The sequence below is a fragment of the Isoptericola dokdonensis DS-3 genome (assembly GCF_001636295.1).
In the GTDB taxonomy this organism is placed as follows: domain Bacteria; phylum Actinomycetota; class Actinomycetes; order Actinomycetales; family Cellulomonadaceae; genus Isoptericola; species Isoptericola dokdonensis.
In genome coordinates this window covers 1,363,225-1,378,379 of record NZ_CP014209.1, presented here as the reverse complement: position 1 = coordinate 1,378,379, position 15,155 = coordinate 1,363,225, and the positions used below count along the sequence as shown (strand labels likewise).

Annotated in this window: 14 protein-coding genes; 4 read left to right on the top strand and 10 right to left on the bottom strand. The window is 74.4% G+C overall.

Annotated features, from left to right (window positions below; genetic code table 11):
* Nucleotides 1–8: 8 nt before the first annotated feature.
* A complete protein-coding gene (locus I598_RS06545) occupies nt 9–860 on the bottom strand; it encodes a purine-nucleoside phosphorylase (protein WP_068202272.1) in 852 nt (283 codons plus the stop codon).
* A gap of 54 nt (nt 861–914) precedes the next feature.
* On the opposite strand from I598_RS06545, the gene I598_RS06540 reads away from it, so the two are divergent.
* Nucleotides 915–2,369 (top strand): NAD(P)H-quinone dehydrogenase, encoded by a 1,455-nt coding sequence (locus I598_RS06540; protein WP_068202271.1) that lies wholly within the window; start codon nt 915–917, stop codon nt 2,367–2,369.
* Between the two features lie 26 nt (nt 2,370–2,395).
* On the opposite strand, the gene I598_RS06535 is transcribed toward I598_RS06540, so the two are convergent.
* Nucleotides 2,396–2,914, bottom strand: coding sequence for an NUDIX domain-containing protein (locus tag I598_RS06535; RefSeq protein WP_232314282.1), 519 nt, complete (start codon nt 2,912–2,914; stop codon nt 2,396–2,398).
* A 90-nt stretch (nt 2,915–3,004) separates the two neighbouring features.
* Between I598_RS06535 and I598_RS06530 the strand changes: the two genes are divergently transcribed.
* A complete protein-coding gene (locus I598_RS06530) occupies nt 3,005–4,363 on the top strand; it encodes an MFS transporter (protein ID WP_083972972.1) in 1,359 nt (452 codons plus the stop codon).
* Between the two features lie 82 nt (nt 4,364–4,445).
* On the opposite strand, the gene I598_RS06525 is transcribed toward I598_RS06530, so the two are convergent.
* From I598_RS06525 to I598_RS06490, 8 genes are all read right to left on the bottom strand, one after another.
* Complete coding sequence (locus I598_RS06525) at nt 4,446–6,248, bottom strand: acetyl/propionyl/methylcrotonyl-CoA carboxylase subunit alpha (RefSeq protein ID WP_068202270.1); 1,803 nt, start codon at nt 6,246–6,248, stop codon at nt 4,446–4,448.
* A gap of 202 nt (nt 6,249–6,450) precedes the next feature.
* Nucleotides 6,451–7,098, bottom strand: coding sequence for a Maf family protein (locus tag I598_RS06520; protein ID WP_068202269.1), 648 nt, complete (start codon nt 7,096–7,098; stop codon nt 6,451–6,453).
* A 142-nt stretch (nt 7,099–7,240) separates the two neighbouring features.
* The gene (locus I598_RS06515; protein WP_068202268.1) at nt 7,241–8,161 is read right to left on the bottom strand and encodes an AEC family transporter; all 921 of its coding nucleotides are present in this window, start codon (nt 8,159–8,161) and stop codon (nt 7,241–7,243) included.
* Nucleotides 8,161–9,915, bottom strand: coding sequence for a DUF885 domain-containing protein (locus I598_RS06510; RefSeq protein ID WP_068202267.1), 1,755 nt, complete (start codon nt 9,913–9,915; stop codon nt 8,161–8,163). The genes I598_RS06515 and I598_RS06510 overlap by 1 nt, the downstream gene beginning before the upstream one ends.
* Nucleotides 9,916–10,083: 168 nt before the next feature.
* Complete coding sequence (locus I598_RS06505) at nt 10,084–10,644, bottom strand: hypothetical protein (RefSeq protein WP_068202266.1); 561 nt, start codon at nt 10,642–10,644, stop codon at nt 10,084–10,086.
* A complete protein-coding gene (locus tag I598_RS06500; RefSeq protein ID WP_068202265.1) occupies nt 10,641–10,880 on the bottom strand; it encodes an acyl-CoA carboxylase epsilon subunit in 240 nt (79 codons plus the stop codon). The genes I598_RS06505 and I598_RS06500 overlap by 4 nt, the downstream gene beginning before the upstream one ends.
* A complete protein-coding gene (locus I598_RS06495) occupies nt 10,877–11,416 on the bottom strand; it encodes a hypothetical protein (protein WP_068202264.1) in 540 nt (179 codons plus the stop codon). Before I598_RS06495 ends, I598_RS06500 begins: the two co-directional genes overlap by 4 nt.
* Nucleotides 11,417–11,439: 23 nt before the next feature.
* Nucleotides 11,440–13,017 carry an acyl-CoA carboxylase subunit beta gene (locus I598_RS06490; RefSeq protein ID WP_232314281.1) on the bottom strand — a complete coding sequence of 526 codons (1,578 nt, stop codon included), beginning with the start codon at nt 13,015–13,017 and terminating at the stop codon, nt 11,440–11,442.
* Between the two features lie 136 nt (nt 13,018–13,153).
* On the opposite strand from I598_RS06490, the gene I598_RS06485 reads away from it, so the two are divergent.
* Together I598_RS06485 and I598_RS06480 are read left to right on the top strand one after the other, a co-directional pair.
* Nucleotides 13,154–14,008 (top strand): biotin--[acetyl-CoA-carboxylase] ligase, encoded by an 855-nt coding sequence (locus tag I598_RS06485; protein WP_083973560.1) that lies wholly within the window; start codon nt 13,154–13,156, stop codon nt 14,006–14,008.
* 75 nt (nt 14,009–14,083) lie between these two features.
* A complete protein-coding gene (locus I598_RS06480; protein ID WP_157557170.1) occupies nt 14,084–15,154 on the top strand; it encodes an adenylate/guanylate cyclase domain-containing protein in 1,071 nt (356 codons plus the stop codon).
* Nucleotide 15,155 lies beyond the last annotated feature (1 nt).

Sequence of the window (15,155 nt, the reverse complement as noted above, 5' to 3'; positions counted from 1 at the left end):
TGCCTCCCTCAGATCGCCCGGACGATCCGGGCGAGCAGCTCGCTGATGCGCGGGCCGGCGGCCTGGCCCGCCTCGAGCACCTCGGCGTGCGACAGCGGCTCCGGGCTGATCCCGGCCGCCAGGTTCGTCACCAGCGAGATCCCGAGGACCTCCATGCCGCAGTGCCGCGCCGCGACGGCCTCCAGCGTGGTGGACATGCCGACCAGGTCGGCGCCCATGATCCCGGCCATCTTCACCTCGGCCGGCGTCTCGTAGTGCGGGCCGGGGAACTGGGCGTACACGCCCTCCGGGAGCTCGGGGTCGACGGAGCGGGCGACGTCGCGCAGCCGCGGGGAGTACAGGTCGGTCAGGTCGACGAACGTCGCACCCTCCAGCGGGGAGGTGGCCGTCAGGTTGATGTGGTCCTTGAGCAGCACCGGCTGGCCGGGACGCCACGAGATGTGGAGTCCACCACAGCCGTTCGTCAGGACGACGGCGCTGCAGCCCGTCGCGGCGGCCGTGCGCACGCCGTGCGCCACCCGGCGCACACCCTTGCCCTCGTAGAGGTGGGTGCGGCTGCCGATGACCAGCGCGTGGCGGGTGGAGCCGTCGGGCCGCTCCACGCGGATCGAGCGGGTCGTCGACCGGTGACCCTCCACCGACGCCCGCGAGAAGCCCGGGATCTCGTGCGTGGGGATCTCCGCGACGACCTCGCCGACCAGCTCGGCGGCACCTCCCCAGCCGGATCCGAGGACGAGGGCCACGTCGTGGCCGGACACCCCGGTGGCGGTGGCGATGTGGTCCGCGGCGGCGCGGGCGACGTCGAAGGGGTCCGTCGCGGGGTCGTCGAGATCGAGGGTCGAGGGGGCGTCGGTGCTCATGGGCCGAGACTATCTCCGCCCGCGGCCACCTGCCGGGGCTGCCACAATGGGCGCGTGCCCGATCAGAACGCATCCTTCGCCGGTCCCAACCAGAGCGTCGTCGTCCTCGGTGGCGGGCCCGGCGGGTACGAGGCCGCGCTGGTGGCGCGGCGCGCCGGCGCGACCGTCACCGTCGTGGAGCGGGCCGGGCTCGGCGGCGCGGCGGTCCTGACCGACGTCGTGCCGTCCAAGACGCTCATCGCGACCGCCGAGTGGCTGACGATCGCCGAGTCCGCGCCCGAGCTCGGCATCCGCACCGGCGTCGCGCCCGTCTCCCCGGCCGACGGTCAGAGGGCCCGCCGCGAGCTCGTCGACCTCGAGGCCGTCAACACGCGCGTGCTGGCGCTCGCGGCCGCGCAGTCGGCCGACATCCGCGCCCGCCTGGAGCGCGAGGGCGTCACGGTCGTGGACGGCGCGGGTCGACTCGACGGACCCGGACGGGTCGTGGCGTCGCCGTCCGACGGCGGACCGGACGTCGAGCTCGACGCCGACATCGTGCTCGTCGCGACGGGTGCCACCCCGCGCACCCTGGCGACGGCGGAGCCCGACGGCGAGCGCATCCTCACCTGGACCCAGCTCTACGACCTGGACGAGCTGCCGGAGCGGCTGATCGTCGTCGGGTCGGGAGTGACCGGCGCGGAGTTCGCGGGCGCGTACCTGGCGCTCGGGTCGGACGTCGTGCTCGTCTCCTCGCGCGACCGCGTGCTGCCGGGCGAGGACGAGGACGCCGCCGAGCTCCTGGAGGGCGTCTTCCGGGCGCGCGGCATGACCGTCATGTCCCGCTCCCGCGCCGCGTCGGCCGAGCGCACCGCCGACGGCGTCGTCGTGACGCTCACCGACGGGCGCACGGTCGAGGGCACGCACGTCCTCGTCGCGGTCGGCGGCGTGCCGAACACCGCGGGCATCGGCCTGGAGGAGGCGGGCGTCCGCCTCACGGACTCGGGCCACATCGCCGTCGACAAGGTGTCGCGGACGTCGGTGCGCGGCGTGTACGCGGCCGGCGACTGCACGGGGGTGCTGCCGCTCGCGTCGGTCGCGGCGACCCAGGGACGCGTCGCGATGGCGCACGCTCTCGGCGACGCCGTGGCGCCCCTGCACCTCGGCAACGTCGCGGCGAACATCTTCACCGCGCCCGAGATCGCGACCGTCGGCTACTCCGAGCAGCGCCTGCGGGCGCAGGGCTCCCGCTACGTCACCACGACCCTGCCGCTCGCCCGCAACCCGCGCGCCAAGATGCACGGCGTGCGCGACGGGTTCGTCAAGCTGTTCGCGCACCCCGAGGCCGGCGTGGTGCTCGGCGGGGTCGTCGTCGGGCCGCGCGCCAGCGAGCTCATCTTCCCGGTGACCCTCGCGGTGTCGCACCGCCTCACCGTGGACGACGTGTCCGAGGCGTTCACCGTGTACCCGTCGCTCACCGGCACCATCGGTGAGGCGGCGCGCGTGCTGCACGGGCAGGTGCAGCCCCGCTGACGTCCCGGCGGCCCGCCCGAGCGGGTTCAGGCCGTGGACGCCACCGCGAGCAGGTCCGCGACGGCGGCCGCGAACGCGGGGTGCAGGGGCAGCGCGGGGACCTCATCGACCGGCACCCAGCGCACCGCGATGCTCTCCGCGTCCGTGGCCGCCGGGTCCACCCGGGCGCCCGGCGCGACCTCCGCGACGACCGTCGTGTACGACCAGGGGCCGTGGTCCAGCAGGTGCTCGCCGAGGACCCGCACCGCTGCCGGGTCGACGCCCGCCTCCTCGCCGGCCTCGCGCAGCGCGCCCGCCTCCGCGGACTCGTCGGGCGCGACGGCGCCGCCCGGGATCCCCCAGGTGCCGCCCTCGTGCGACCAGACCGCCCGGTGCTGCAGCACGACGTCGGTCACCCGCCGCACGCCGTCGACCGCGGTCTCCCGGCGGACGAGGAACAGCCCTGCCGCACCGTGCAGGCCCCAGTGCCGGTGGTCGCCGCACTCCACCCAGCCGTCACCGGCGTGCCGGTGCGGCGCGTCCCGGGGCGGAATTGGACTTGGCACCCGGCCAGGCTACCGGCGAGAGTAGGCGCACCGCCCGCGCCACCTGGCGCACCACGACGTCACGCCCCACCAGGACGAGAGAGCACCGCCATGACCGGACCCGCCCCCGCCGAGCCGCCCGCCCCCGCCGAGCCGCCCGCCCCGACCGACGGTGCTGAGCACCCCGGGTGGGTGCGGAACGTCTCGGTCTTCCTCACCGGCCAGACGGTGTCCCTGCTGGGCTCGATGCTCGTCCAGTACGCCGTCATGTGGCACCTGACCATCACCACGCAGTCCGGGTCGGTACTCATGCTGAGCATCGTGTTCGGCATGCTGCCGCAGGCGTTCGTCTCGATCTTCGGCGGCGTGTGGGCCGACCGGCACCACCGCAAGCTCCTCATCATCGGCGCGGACTCCGCCATCGCGGTCGCGACGCTCGCCCTCGCGCTGCTCATGGTGTCCGGCGTCGACGACCTGTGGGTCATCTACGCGGCGCTGGCGGTCCGCTCCACCTTCGCGGGCATCCAGACCCCGGCGGTGAGCGCGATGATCCCGCAGATCGTGCCCGCCTCGCAGCTCATCCGCGTCAACGGCGTCAACCAGACCATCCAGTCCGGGATGATGCTGCTCGCCCCGGTGGTCGCGGCCGCGATCTACGCGAACTTCGACATCGTCGCGGTGTTCTTCATCGACGTCGTCACCGCGCTGATCGGCGTCGGGCTGCTCCTGGCCGTCCGGGTGCCCCGGCTGGTGCGCGCCGACGCCGCGGCGCCGCCGAGCTACTTCGGCGACCTCGCCGCGGGCGTGCGGTACATCCGCTCCCACGGCCCCGTGAAGTGGCTGATGACCGTGTTCGCCGTGACCATGGTGCTCGTCGGGGCGCCGTCCTACCTCACGCCGCTGATGGTGACCCGCACGTTCGGGGACGAGGTCTGGAAGCTCACCGCGAACGAGATCTTCTGGGCCGTCGGGATGCTGCTCGGCGGGATCGCGATGGCGGCGGTCGGGCCGCGCGTGACCAACCGGATGGGACTCATCGTCGGGGTCGTGCTCTCCGCGGGCGTGTTCACCGCCGGGCTGGGGCTGGCCACCAACATGTGGGTGTTCTTCGTCCTCGGCCTGCTGGTCGGCACGTCGTTCACGCTGATGTCGGCGCCCGCCATGGCGATCCTCCAGGAGACCGTGGAGCCGGAGATGCAGGGCCGCGTCTTCGGGTTCGTCGGCATCGTCATGACCGTGGCGATGCCGCTCAGCATGGTCGCCTTCGGGCCGCTCGCCGACCGGTACTCGGTCGAGAGCCTGCTCGTGCTCGCCGGTGCGCTGCTCACCGCGTTCGTGCTCGTCGTCCTCGCGATCCCGTCCGCCCGGCGGTCCCTGGCCGCGGTCTCGCGTCCGGTGGCCGACGCGGACGCGGACGCGGACGCGGGGGCCGGCGACGTGGTGCCGACGTCCGGGACCACGACCGGCTGAAGCCGTCGGCACGTCCCCGGAAGGCGAGAGGGCCGTCCTGCCGAACGCGGCAGGGCGGCCCTCTCGTGCGGGACGAGCCCGGTCAGGCGTCGACGATGTCGCAGATCGCGGCGCCGGCGGTGACGCCCGCGCCCGGCTCCAGGGCCAGGCCGCGCACGACGCCGGCCCGGTGCGCCACCAGCGGCTGCTCCATCTTCATCGCCTCCAGCACGACGACGAGATCGCCCTCGGCCACGGTGTCGCCCTCGGCGACCGCCACCTTGACGATGGTGCCCTGCATGGGCGAGGCGAGCGTCGCACCGCTCGCCGCCGAGGCGCCCCCGCGCCCGTTGCGCCGGACCGGACGGCGTCCGCCCCGGGCGGCGCCCGCCGCACGCGGACGGGACATGCCCAACCCGGCGGGCAGCACGACCTCCAGGCGGCGTCCGCCGACCTCGACGACGACGCGCTCCGGCGCGGACTCGGGCTCGTCCTCGACGGCGGGCTCGGCCGGGGCGGCGGGTGCCAGCGCGGCGAGCTCGTCGGTGAACTCCGTCTCGATCCAGCGGGTGTGCACGCCGAACGTGGTGGCGTCCTCGCCCGCGGACGGGACGAACGCCTCGGCCTCCAGCACCGCCCGGTGGAACGGCACGACCGTGGGGATGCCGGCGACCTCCAGCTCGCGCAGGGCGCGGCGGGCCCGCTCGACCGCCTGCGTGCGCGTCGCACCCGTGACGATCAGCTTGGCGATCATCGAGTCGAACATGCCCGAGACGGCGTCGCCCTCGACCACGCCCGTGTCGACGCGCACGCCCGGCCCGGACGGCCAGCGCAGCGTCGAGATGGTGCCCGGTGCGGGCAGGAACCCGGCGGCCGGGTCCTCACCGTTGATGCGGAACTCGAGCGAGTGCCCCCGCACCGTGGTGGCGTCGTAGCCGAGCGGCTCGCCCGCGGCGATGCGGAGCTGCTCGCGCACCAGGTCGATGCCCGTGACCTCCTCCGTCACCGGGTGCTCCACCTGGAGCCGGGTGTTGACCTCGAGGAACGACAGGGTGCCGTCGAGGCCCACCAGGAACTCGCAGGTGCCCGCCCCGACGTAGCCGGCCTCGCGCAGGATCGCCTTCGAGGCGCGGTCCAGCTCGGCGTTCTGCTCGGGCGTGAGGAACGGCGCGGGCGCCTCCTCGACCAGCTTCTGGTGACGGCGCTGCAGCGAGCAGTCGCGCGTCGAGACCACCACGACGTTGCCGTGGGCGTCGGCGAGGCACTGCGTCTCCACGTGGCGCGGCCTGTCCAGGTACCGCTCGACGAAGCACTCGCCCCGACCGAACGCCGCCACGGCCTCGCGGACCGCGGAGTCGTACAGCTCGTCGATCTCGTCGTGGGTGCGCGCCACCTTCAGGCCGCGCCCGCCACCGCCGAACGCCGCCTTGATCGCGACGGGCAGCCCGTGCTCGGCGGCGAACGCCCGCACCTCGGCGGCGTCCGCGACGGGGTCCTTCGTGCCCGGGACCAGCGGGGCGCCCGCACGGTCGGCGATGTGCCGCGCGCTCACCTTGTCGCCGAGAGCCTCGATCGCCGCCGGGGGCGGGCCGATCCACGTCAGGCCCGCGTCCATGACCGCCTGCGCGAACGTCGCGTTCTCCGACAGGAACCCGTAGCCCGGGTGCACGGCGTCCGCGCCCGACCGGCGGGCGACGTCGAGCAGCTTCGCCACGTCCAGGTAGGTGTCGGCCGCGCGCACGCCCTCCAGGGCGAACGCCTCGTCGGCCAGCTGGACGTGCAGGGCCTGGCGGTCCGGGTCGGCGTACACCGCGACCGAGGCGATGCCGGCGTCGGCGCAGGCGCGGGCGATGCGGACGGCGATCTCGCCGCGGTTCGCGACGAGGACCTTCGTGATGGTGGGCACGGCTCACCGTAACGCGCCGGGGAGCGCCGACCCGCACCCGGGAGGAGTCGTCGCGGAAGTCTGTGCCGCGGGCCAACGCCCCTCGGGTGCGTCTTGGAGGTTTCCCACATTGGCACCCGGCGCAGGGCGCCCGAGGTGCGCCCGGCCTTGGTGGAATCGGCAGGCGGGCCCGTCCTGTCGGCCCCGCCGGGGGCGGCTGTGGTCAGCCCTGACGCAGCAGGTGCCAGGAGACGTCGATCGCGCCGAGCAGCTCCCGCAGCAGCGGCAGGCTCACCCCCACGACGCCGTGGTGGTCGCCCTCGATCCGCTCCACGTACGGGCCGCCGAGGCCGTCGATCGTGAACGCGCCCGCCACCTGCAGCGGTTCGCCCGTGGCGACGTACGCGTCGATCTCGTCGTCGTCGAGGTCCGCGAAGAACACCGTGGTCGACGACGTCGCCCCCAGGGTCGCGCCCGTGCCGCCGTCCTCCGCGTCGCGCACGTCCACCACCCAGTGGCCCGTGTGCAGCACGCCCGAGCGGCCACGCATGAGTCGCCAGCGCTCTCGCGCCGTCTCGGGCGTGCCCGGCTTGCCGACGATCTCGCCGTCGATCTCCAGCATCGAGTCGCAGCCCAGCACCAGCGCGCTCGGGCCGTCGGTGTCCTCCACGTGGTTCGCGACGGCCTCCGCCTTCGCCTGGGCGAGCGCGAGCACCGCGTCCTCGGGCGGGAGATCGGCGAACCGCTCGCGGGCGGCGGCGAGCACCGCGTCCTCGTCCACGGCCGAGACGATCACCGTCGGGTCGACGCCCGCGCTGCGCAGGGTCGACAGGCGGGCGGGGGACTGGCTGGCCAGGACGAGGTGCACCACGGGAAGACCCTAGCCCCTGGGATGTGATCGGCAGGACGGGCCCGGCTCGGCAGCTCGGGCTGCCGAACCGGCTCCGAACGACCGAACTGACCGTCGTGGCCGTCGGACCGTTCATCCCTGGCGGGCCGTGCGACGCCGTGGGTCAGGTGAGCAGCACCGCCGCGACGAGCATGACGACCGGTGAGGCGAGCGTGGTGACCAGGACGACGTCACGGGCCAGCACGTCGCCGCGACGGAACCGCGCGGCGTAGTTGTAGATGTTCTGCGCCGTGGGCAGGGCGGCGAGGGTGACCGCCGAGACGACCTCGGCGTCGTCGAGCCCGAACACGTACCGGGCGGTGACGAAGGCGACCGCCGGCATGACGACCGCCTTGAGGACGGACGCGACGACGACGGGCCCGCGCCCCTCCTCGCCGCGGAGCGGCCGCGACCCGTGCAGGGACATGCCGAAGGCGAGCAGGATCATCGGGACGGCCGCGCCGCCGAGGATCTCCAGCGGCGCGATCACGACGTCCGGCACCGTGACACCCGTCAGCGACACCGCCGCCCCGGCGAGCGCTCCGAGGATGATCGGGTTGCGCACCGGCTGGCTGAGCACGAACTTCCACGACACGGTCCCGCTGGTCGACGCGTCCAGCAGGAGCAGCACCAGCGGGCTGATGACGAGCAGCTGGAGAGCGATCACGGGCACGGCCGCCGAGGCGTCGCCGAGCACGTACACGGCGACGGGCAGGCCGATGTTGCCGGCGTTGACGTAGCTCGACCCGAGCGCGCCGATCGTGGCCTCGGGGGTGCGCAACCGGAACCAGAGCAGATTGACCGTCACGAACATCGCCGCCACGACGACGGCGGAGACCAGCTGCACGAGCAGCGGCAGGCCGAGCAGCGCGCCGAGGTCGGCGTCGGCGACCACCGTGAACAGCAGGGCCGGGCTGGCGACGAAGAACCCGATCCGGTTGAGCGCCGTGCCCGCCTCCGGGCCGCCGAGGCGCAGCCGCGCCGCGACGTACCCGGCGGCGATGACGACGCCGATGATCGCGAAGCCGGTGACGATCCCCTGCATCAGGCGAGGGCGTCGCGCAGCACGTCCAGCCCCACCGAGCCGAGGCCGAGCGCGCGGGCGTGGAACGCCCGCAGGTCGAGCTCCTCGCCGCGGGCCTGCGCGGCCGAACGGGCGTCGTCGCGGATCTGCTCCCACAGCCGCTGCCCGACCTTGTACGACGGGGCCTGCCCCGGCCAGCCGAGGTAGCGGTCGAGCTCGAACCGCAGGAACGCCTCGTCCATGTTGGCGTTGGCGGCCAGGAACGTCCACGCCTTGTCGGCGTCCCACGTGCCGCCGCCCCACTGCTCGGGGCACGGCTTGCCGAGGTGCACGCCGAGGTCGAGCACGACCCGGGCGGCGCGCAGCCGCTGGGCGTCGAGCATGCCGAACCGGTCGCCCGGGTCGTCGAGGTGGCCGAGGTCGGCCATGAGCCGCTCCGCGTACAGGGCCCAGCCCTCGCCGTGGCCCGACACCCAGCAGGCGAGGCGACGCCACGAGTTGAGGGTGTCGCGCGCGGCGACCGCGGCGGCGCACTGCAGGTGGTGGCCGGGGACGCCCTCGTGGTAGACGGTCGTGGTCTCGCGCCAGGTGGTGAACTCGGTGACGCCCGTCGGCACGGACCACCACATGCGGCCCGGGCGCGAGAAGTCGTCGCTCGGCGGGGTGTAGTAGATGCCGCCGGTCTGCGTGGGGGCGATCATGCACTCGATCGTGCGGACGGGGCCCTCGATGTCGAAGTGGACGCCCGCGAGGTCCGCGACGGCGCGGTCCGCGGTCTCCTGCATCCAGGCGCGCAGCTCGTCGGTGCCGTGGAGCTGGCCGGCCGGGTCGGCGTCGAGCACGGCGACGGCGTCGGCGACCGTCGCGTCGGGGCCGGCGATCTGGCGGGCGAGCGCCTCCTGCTCGGCGACGATCCGGGCCAGCTCCGCCAGGCCCCACTCGTAGGTCTCGTCGAGGTCGACCGCCGCGCCGAGGAACTCCCGCGAGTACCGCGCGTACGCCTCGCGCCCGACGGCGTCCTGCTCCGGCGCCTGCGGGGCCAGCTCCGACTCGAGGAAGTCCGCGAGCTCCGCGCAGGCGGCGCGCGCCGCGGTCGCCCCGCGCTCCAGCTCGGCCCGCACCAGCGAGCACGCGGCCGAGTCGTCCAGCACCCGCGCCGCCTCCTCGCCCCGGACCATGGCCGTGAACGTCGAGCCGTCGCCGGCGAGCTCGCGGGCCTGCTCGACGACGGCGCGCACCTGGCGGACCGCCGCGACCCGGCCGCGCTCCGCGCCCCACCGCAGCGACGCGGTGTACCCGGCGAGAGCGTCCGGGATCGCGTTCAGTCGCGCCGCGACGTTCTCCCACGCCTCGACCGTGCCCGTCGGCATGACGTCGAACAGGTCCCGCAGGTCCTGCACCGGCGACGCGATGTTGTTGAGGCTCGTCTGCGGGTCGCCCGCCTCGTGCTGCTCGACGGCGAGGCCCACGCGCTCGCGCAGCGCCGCGAGGGTCACCCGATCGACGGCGTCCACTGGTGCCTCGCCAGCGGCCTCCAGCTCGTCCAGCCGGAGCAGCAGCGCCCGGTCCAGGTCCGCGCGGGCGTCGTGGCCCGCGGGGGAGAGATCGGGCAGCTCGTGGTCGTGACCCGGCAGCCCCATCATCGTCGCCTCGTCCGGGCGCAGCGCCGCGGAGTCACGGACGTACGCGTCGGCGACGGCGTCGAGCGGCGTCGGGGTGCGGGGGGAGCTGGTGGGGTTGCCCGAGGTGGGGGCGCCGGAGGTGTCGTGGGTCACGCGGAGAGCCTATCGCCCCGGGAAACCGCTTCCTGGGGTCCGGTCGATCACGAGCGTCTCTGCACGCGCGGGCGAGCGTCTCTGAATGTCGCTCAAAGCCGGAGGTTGGGAGACATTCAGAGACGCTCGTGAGGGGGCACAGCGCGGGAGCGGCCGGTGGCCGGGGAGTCAGCGGCGGGTGCGACCGCGGACGTCGTCCGCCCAGCCCCGGTGGTAGCGGACCACGACGGTGTCGGTGCCCGGCGCCCACCACACGGCGACGGGGTCGCCGGGCCGAGGGCCGGGGGCGTCGCCGTCGGCGACGAGCAGCGACCAGGTGTCCTCGGCCGTCTCGGCGCCGCGGGGGTAGGTGAGCAGGCCGCGCAGCATGACGTCGTCCCCGGCGGGCCGCTCGGACACGGTGACCGAGCCCGTCGTGGAGCGGGCGTCGCGGCGCAGCTCCTCGACGGCCTTCGTCTCGGCGGCGAGGCGCTGGTCGTCCCGGTACCGCACGAGCGCGGCCACCGCGGTGAGGGCGAGGCCGCCGAGCAGGCCGAGCATGAGCCACATCTCGAGCTCGCCGGACGGGTTGTCGATCAGGCGCCGCGCGACGTACACGCCGGCGGTGACGACGAGCCCGACCAGCCACAGCCAGCGCCGCACGAGGCCCGGCTTCGCGGGGGCGGGCAGGTCGCCGAGCGGGGCCTCGACCTCGGCGGGGGTGTCGACCTGGTTCCAGCGCACGCTCATGACCGCAGGCTCCAGCGGAAGGCGTCGACGTTGTGCCGTCCGGCGCGCCCGCCGAAGCTGCGGGCGGTCGCCGCGCCGTTGCCGCGCAGGTTCCGGGCCCGGTTGGTCCACTCGTCCACGGGGGCGACGTCGTCGGGCAGGTCGTCGCGGGCCGTGACGGCGGCGAGGCCGGCCACGAGCGCAGCCACCTCGACGTCGTCCGGGGCGCCGCGCACCACGCGCACCTGGGGGCTCACTCGTCGTCCTCCTCGTCCGCGTCGTCGCCGAACCCTGGCGGCAGACCGCGCGACGCGGCCCACTCCATGACGTGGTAGCCGCCGCCGACGAGCCGCGCCGCGGCGTTCTCGCCCGCCTCGTCCAGCAGCTCGATGACGCCGTCGAGCGTCATCGACGCCCCGGCGGGGGAGTCCGCGACGACGAACCCGAGGTAGAACGCCTCGGCGGGGACGGTGCCCTCGGGCAGGTCCTCGGCGTCGTCGTGGTCGTCGGCCTCGTCGGGCTCCCACACGGACGTGGTGAGGTCCGGGTGCATGCCGAGCGCGTCGTGCAGGGCGTCGAACAGGGTGCCGTTGAGCGTGCCCACGCGGTGCTCGAGCGCGAGGATCCGGGGGTCCTCGTCGGCCTCGTGCGCACCGAACTCGGCGCGCACGCCGACGGCGGCGTCGACGTACTCGTGCAGCGCCGCGGCCAGCGCGTCGACGGCCCGGTGCATCGGGTCGGCGTCCACGTCGCCCAGCGGCGAGGGTCCGTGGGTGGTGTCCTCGTGGCTCATCGTCCGATCCTCTCAGACACCGCTCACAGCGGGATGTTGCCGTGCTTCTTCGGGGGCAGGCTGGCGCGCTTGCTGCGCAGGGCACGCAGGGCGCGGACGACCTGCACGCGGGTCTCGGACGGTCGGATGACGGCGTCGACGTACCCGCGCTCGGCGGCGTCCCACGGGTTGACGATGGCCTCGGTGTACTCGTCGGTGAGCCGCGCGCGCTCGGTCTCGACGTCCCCGCCGTCGTCGGCGACCTGCTTCAGCGCGCGGCGCTGGAGGATGTTCACGGCACCGGAGGCGCCCATGACGGCGACCTGGGCCGTCGGCCATGCGAGGTTGACGTCCGCGCCGAGCTGCTTGGAGCCCATGACGATGTACGCGCCGCCGTACGCCTTGCGGGTGATGACGGTGACGAGCGGCACGGTGGCCTCGGCGTACGCGTAGATGAGCTTCGCGCCACGCCGGATGATGCCCTGGTGCTCCTGGCCGACGCCGGGCAGGAACCCGGGCACGTCGACGAACGTCAGCACGGGGATGTTGAACGCGTCGCAGGTGCGCACGAACCGGGCGGCCTTCTCGGACGCGTTGATGTCGAGCGTGCCGGCCATCTGCTGCGGCTGGTTCGCGACGATGCCGACGGACTGTCCCTCGACGTGCCCGAAGCCGACCAGCACGTTCGGCGCGTACAGCGGCTGCACCTCGAGGAACGAGTCCGGGTCGAGCACCGTCTCGACGACGGCCCGCATGTCGTACGGCTGGTTGTCGCCGTCGGGGACGATCGCATCGAGCGCCTCGTCGTCGGGCGTGACCTCGAGCGCGGTCTCGTCCTCGGGGGCGAACGTCGGCGCGTCCGACAGGTTGTTCTGCGGCAGGTACCCGACGAGGTGACGCACGTAGTCGATCGCGTCGTCCTCGTCCTCGCCGAGGTAGTGCGCGACGCCGGACGTCGCGTTGTGCGTGCGGCCGCCGCCGAGCGTCTCGAAGTCGACGTCCTCACCGGTGACGGTCTTGATGACGTCGGGGCCGGTGATGAACATGTTGGACGTCCCGTCGGCCATGACGATGAAGTCCGTCAGGGCGGGGGAGTAGACGGCGCCGCCGGCGCTCGGGCCGAGGATCAGCGAGATCTGCGGGATCACGCCGGACGCGGCGACGTTGCGCCGGAACATCTCGGCGAACTGGGTGAGCGCCGCGACGCCCTCCTGGATGCGGGCGCCACCGCCGTCGGAGATCCCGATGATCGGCACCCCGGTGCGCAGCGCGAGGTCCTGCACCTTGGTGATCTTCTCGCCGTGCACCTCGCCCAGCGACCCGCCGAACACGGTGAAGTCCTGGGAGAACACGCACACCTGGCGGCCGTCGACGGTGCCGTGGCCGGTGACGACCCCGTCGCCCGGCAGCCGCTTGGCGTCCATGCCGAAGTTGCGGCTGCGGTGCGTCGCCAGGGCGTCGAGCTCGACGAAGGAGCCCTCGTCGAGCAGCGCCTCGATGCGCTCGCGGGCCGTCTTCCGGCCGCGCGCGTGCTGCTTGGTCCGGGCGGTCGCCTCCGGCTCGGTGATCGCAGCGGTGCGGCGGCGGTCGAGCTCGGCGAGCTTGTCGGCAGTGGTCTTCACACTCGTGACCCTAGGTCGTGCAGCCGTGAGGATCGATGCGCGACAGGCCCGCGCCCCTCGCGCACTTTTGTGCGTTTCCCACAAAGTCGACGCGCGGCCGTGACGGCGCGGGTCGTGGCGTAGCAGCATGTCCACCATGTCCCGCACCCCGCTCGACGTCGAGCTCCTGCGACGCGCCCTGCTGCGCCCCACCGGCCCGCTGGCCCGCCTCGACGTGGTCGCGGAGTCCGCGTCGACGCACGCCGACCTGGTCGCGCGCGCCCGCACGACGACGGCCCAGGCGCCGGCGCTGCTGGTGGCCGAGCACCAGACGGCGGGGCGCGGGCGCGCCGGCCGGTCGTGGCGGACGCCGCCCGGAGCCGCACTCACCGCGTCCTGGCTGCTGCGTCCCGACGTCCCGGGGACGGCGCTCGGCTGGGTGCCGCTGCTCGCCGGGCTCGCGGTCGTGCGCGCCCTCGCCACGACCGGCGTCGAGGCGCGCGTGAAGTGGCCCAACGACGTCCTGCTGCCGCACGCCGACGAGATCGACGGGTTCGGCGCCTTCCGCAAGGTGGCGGGCGTGCTCGCCGAGGCGGTGCCCGGCCCGGCGCACCCGACGGTGGTGCTCGGCGTGGGGCTCAACGTGGACCAGGAGGCCGGCGAGCTGCCCGTCCCGACGGCGACGTCGCTGCGCCTCGCCGGCACGGTCGCGGACCGTGGCGACCTGCTCGCCGCCGTCACGACCGAGCTCCTCGGTCTGCTCGGGCGGCTCGAGGCGGCGGACGGTGACGCGACCGGGTGCGGGCTCGCCGAGGAGTGCGCGGCGGCGTCGGCGACCCTCGGCGCCCGGGTGCGGGTCGAGCTCGCGGGTGGCGCCGAGGTCCTCGAGGGGACGGCCGTCGGGCTGACCGACGACGGGGCGCTGGTCGTCGCGACGGAGGGCGACGGCAGCGTGCGGGAACGGGTCGTCACCGCGGGCGACGTGCACCACCTGCGCCTCGCCGGCGCGTGACGGTCCTCCGCTGGGCGGTCGTGCGGCGGGAGCGGGCACAGCGGACGCCCAGGTGACCCCCGTTACAGTGGGGGCGTGACCAGCAAGACCCCCCAGGAGACCCCCGAGGTCCCCCTTCCCCCGGCGTCGGCCGACCTGCCGGACGACGGTCCGCGCGACGCCGCCGGCCGCATCGACGAGCTGATCCTCGGCGGGCCCCGCCGGTACGACTTCGACGACCTGCTCGCCGCGACGGGCGCCTCGGCCGAGTTCGTCGAGGACTACTGGCGCTGGCTGGGCCTGCCCGTCAGCGACCACCACGAGGCCCGTTTCACCGCCGCCGACGTCGAGTCGCTGCGGGAGATCCGCGACCTCATCGAGCTCGGCCAGCTCGACGAGCAGGCGCAGATGACGCTGGTGCGGTCGCTCGGCCACACCGCCGACCGGCTGGCGCTCTGGCAGGTCGAGGCGTTCGTCGAGCACCTGTCGCGGCGCTTCGGCCTCGACGACGTCGCCGCCCGCCAGGCGACGCTCGACCGGGTGCCCCGGTTCGTCGACGTGCTGGCCCGCCAGCTCGACCACGCGTGGCGGCGCCAGCTCGCCGCTCTCATGGGCCGGTTCGCCACGGAGCTGCGCGACGTCGACGGCTCGGAGGTGTCCCGCGGCCAGCTCCCGCTGCGCCGCGCCGTCGGTTTCGCGGACATCGTGTCGTTCACGAAGCGCACCGCGGGCCTGGGTTCGCAGGAGCTCTCGGAGTACGTGCAGGCGTTCGAGTCCCGTGCGCGGGACGTCATCGTCGAGGCGGGCGGCCGCGTGGTGAAGACCATCGGCGACGCCGTGCTGTTCGTCGCGGACGACGTCGTCACCGGGGCGGAGGTCGCGCTCGGGCTGGCGGCGCCGCACGCGAGCGCCGAGGAGATCCCGGTGCGCGTCGGGTTCGTGTGGGGCCGGGTGCTGTCCCGGTTCGGTGACGTGTTCGGTCCGGACGTCAACCTCGCCTCGCGGATCACCGAGCTGGCCGAGCCCTCGACGGTGCTGGTGGACCCGCCGACGGCGGCGCTGCTGGCATCGTCGGCGCGCTACGCGCTCACCGCCCAGACCCCGCAGTCGGTGCAGGGGCTGGGCGAGATCCAGCCGGTGCGGCTGCAGCGCGCGTACACGGGCTGAG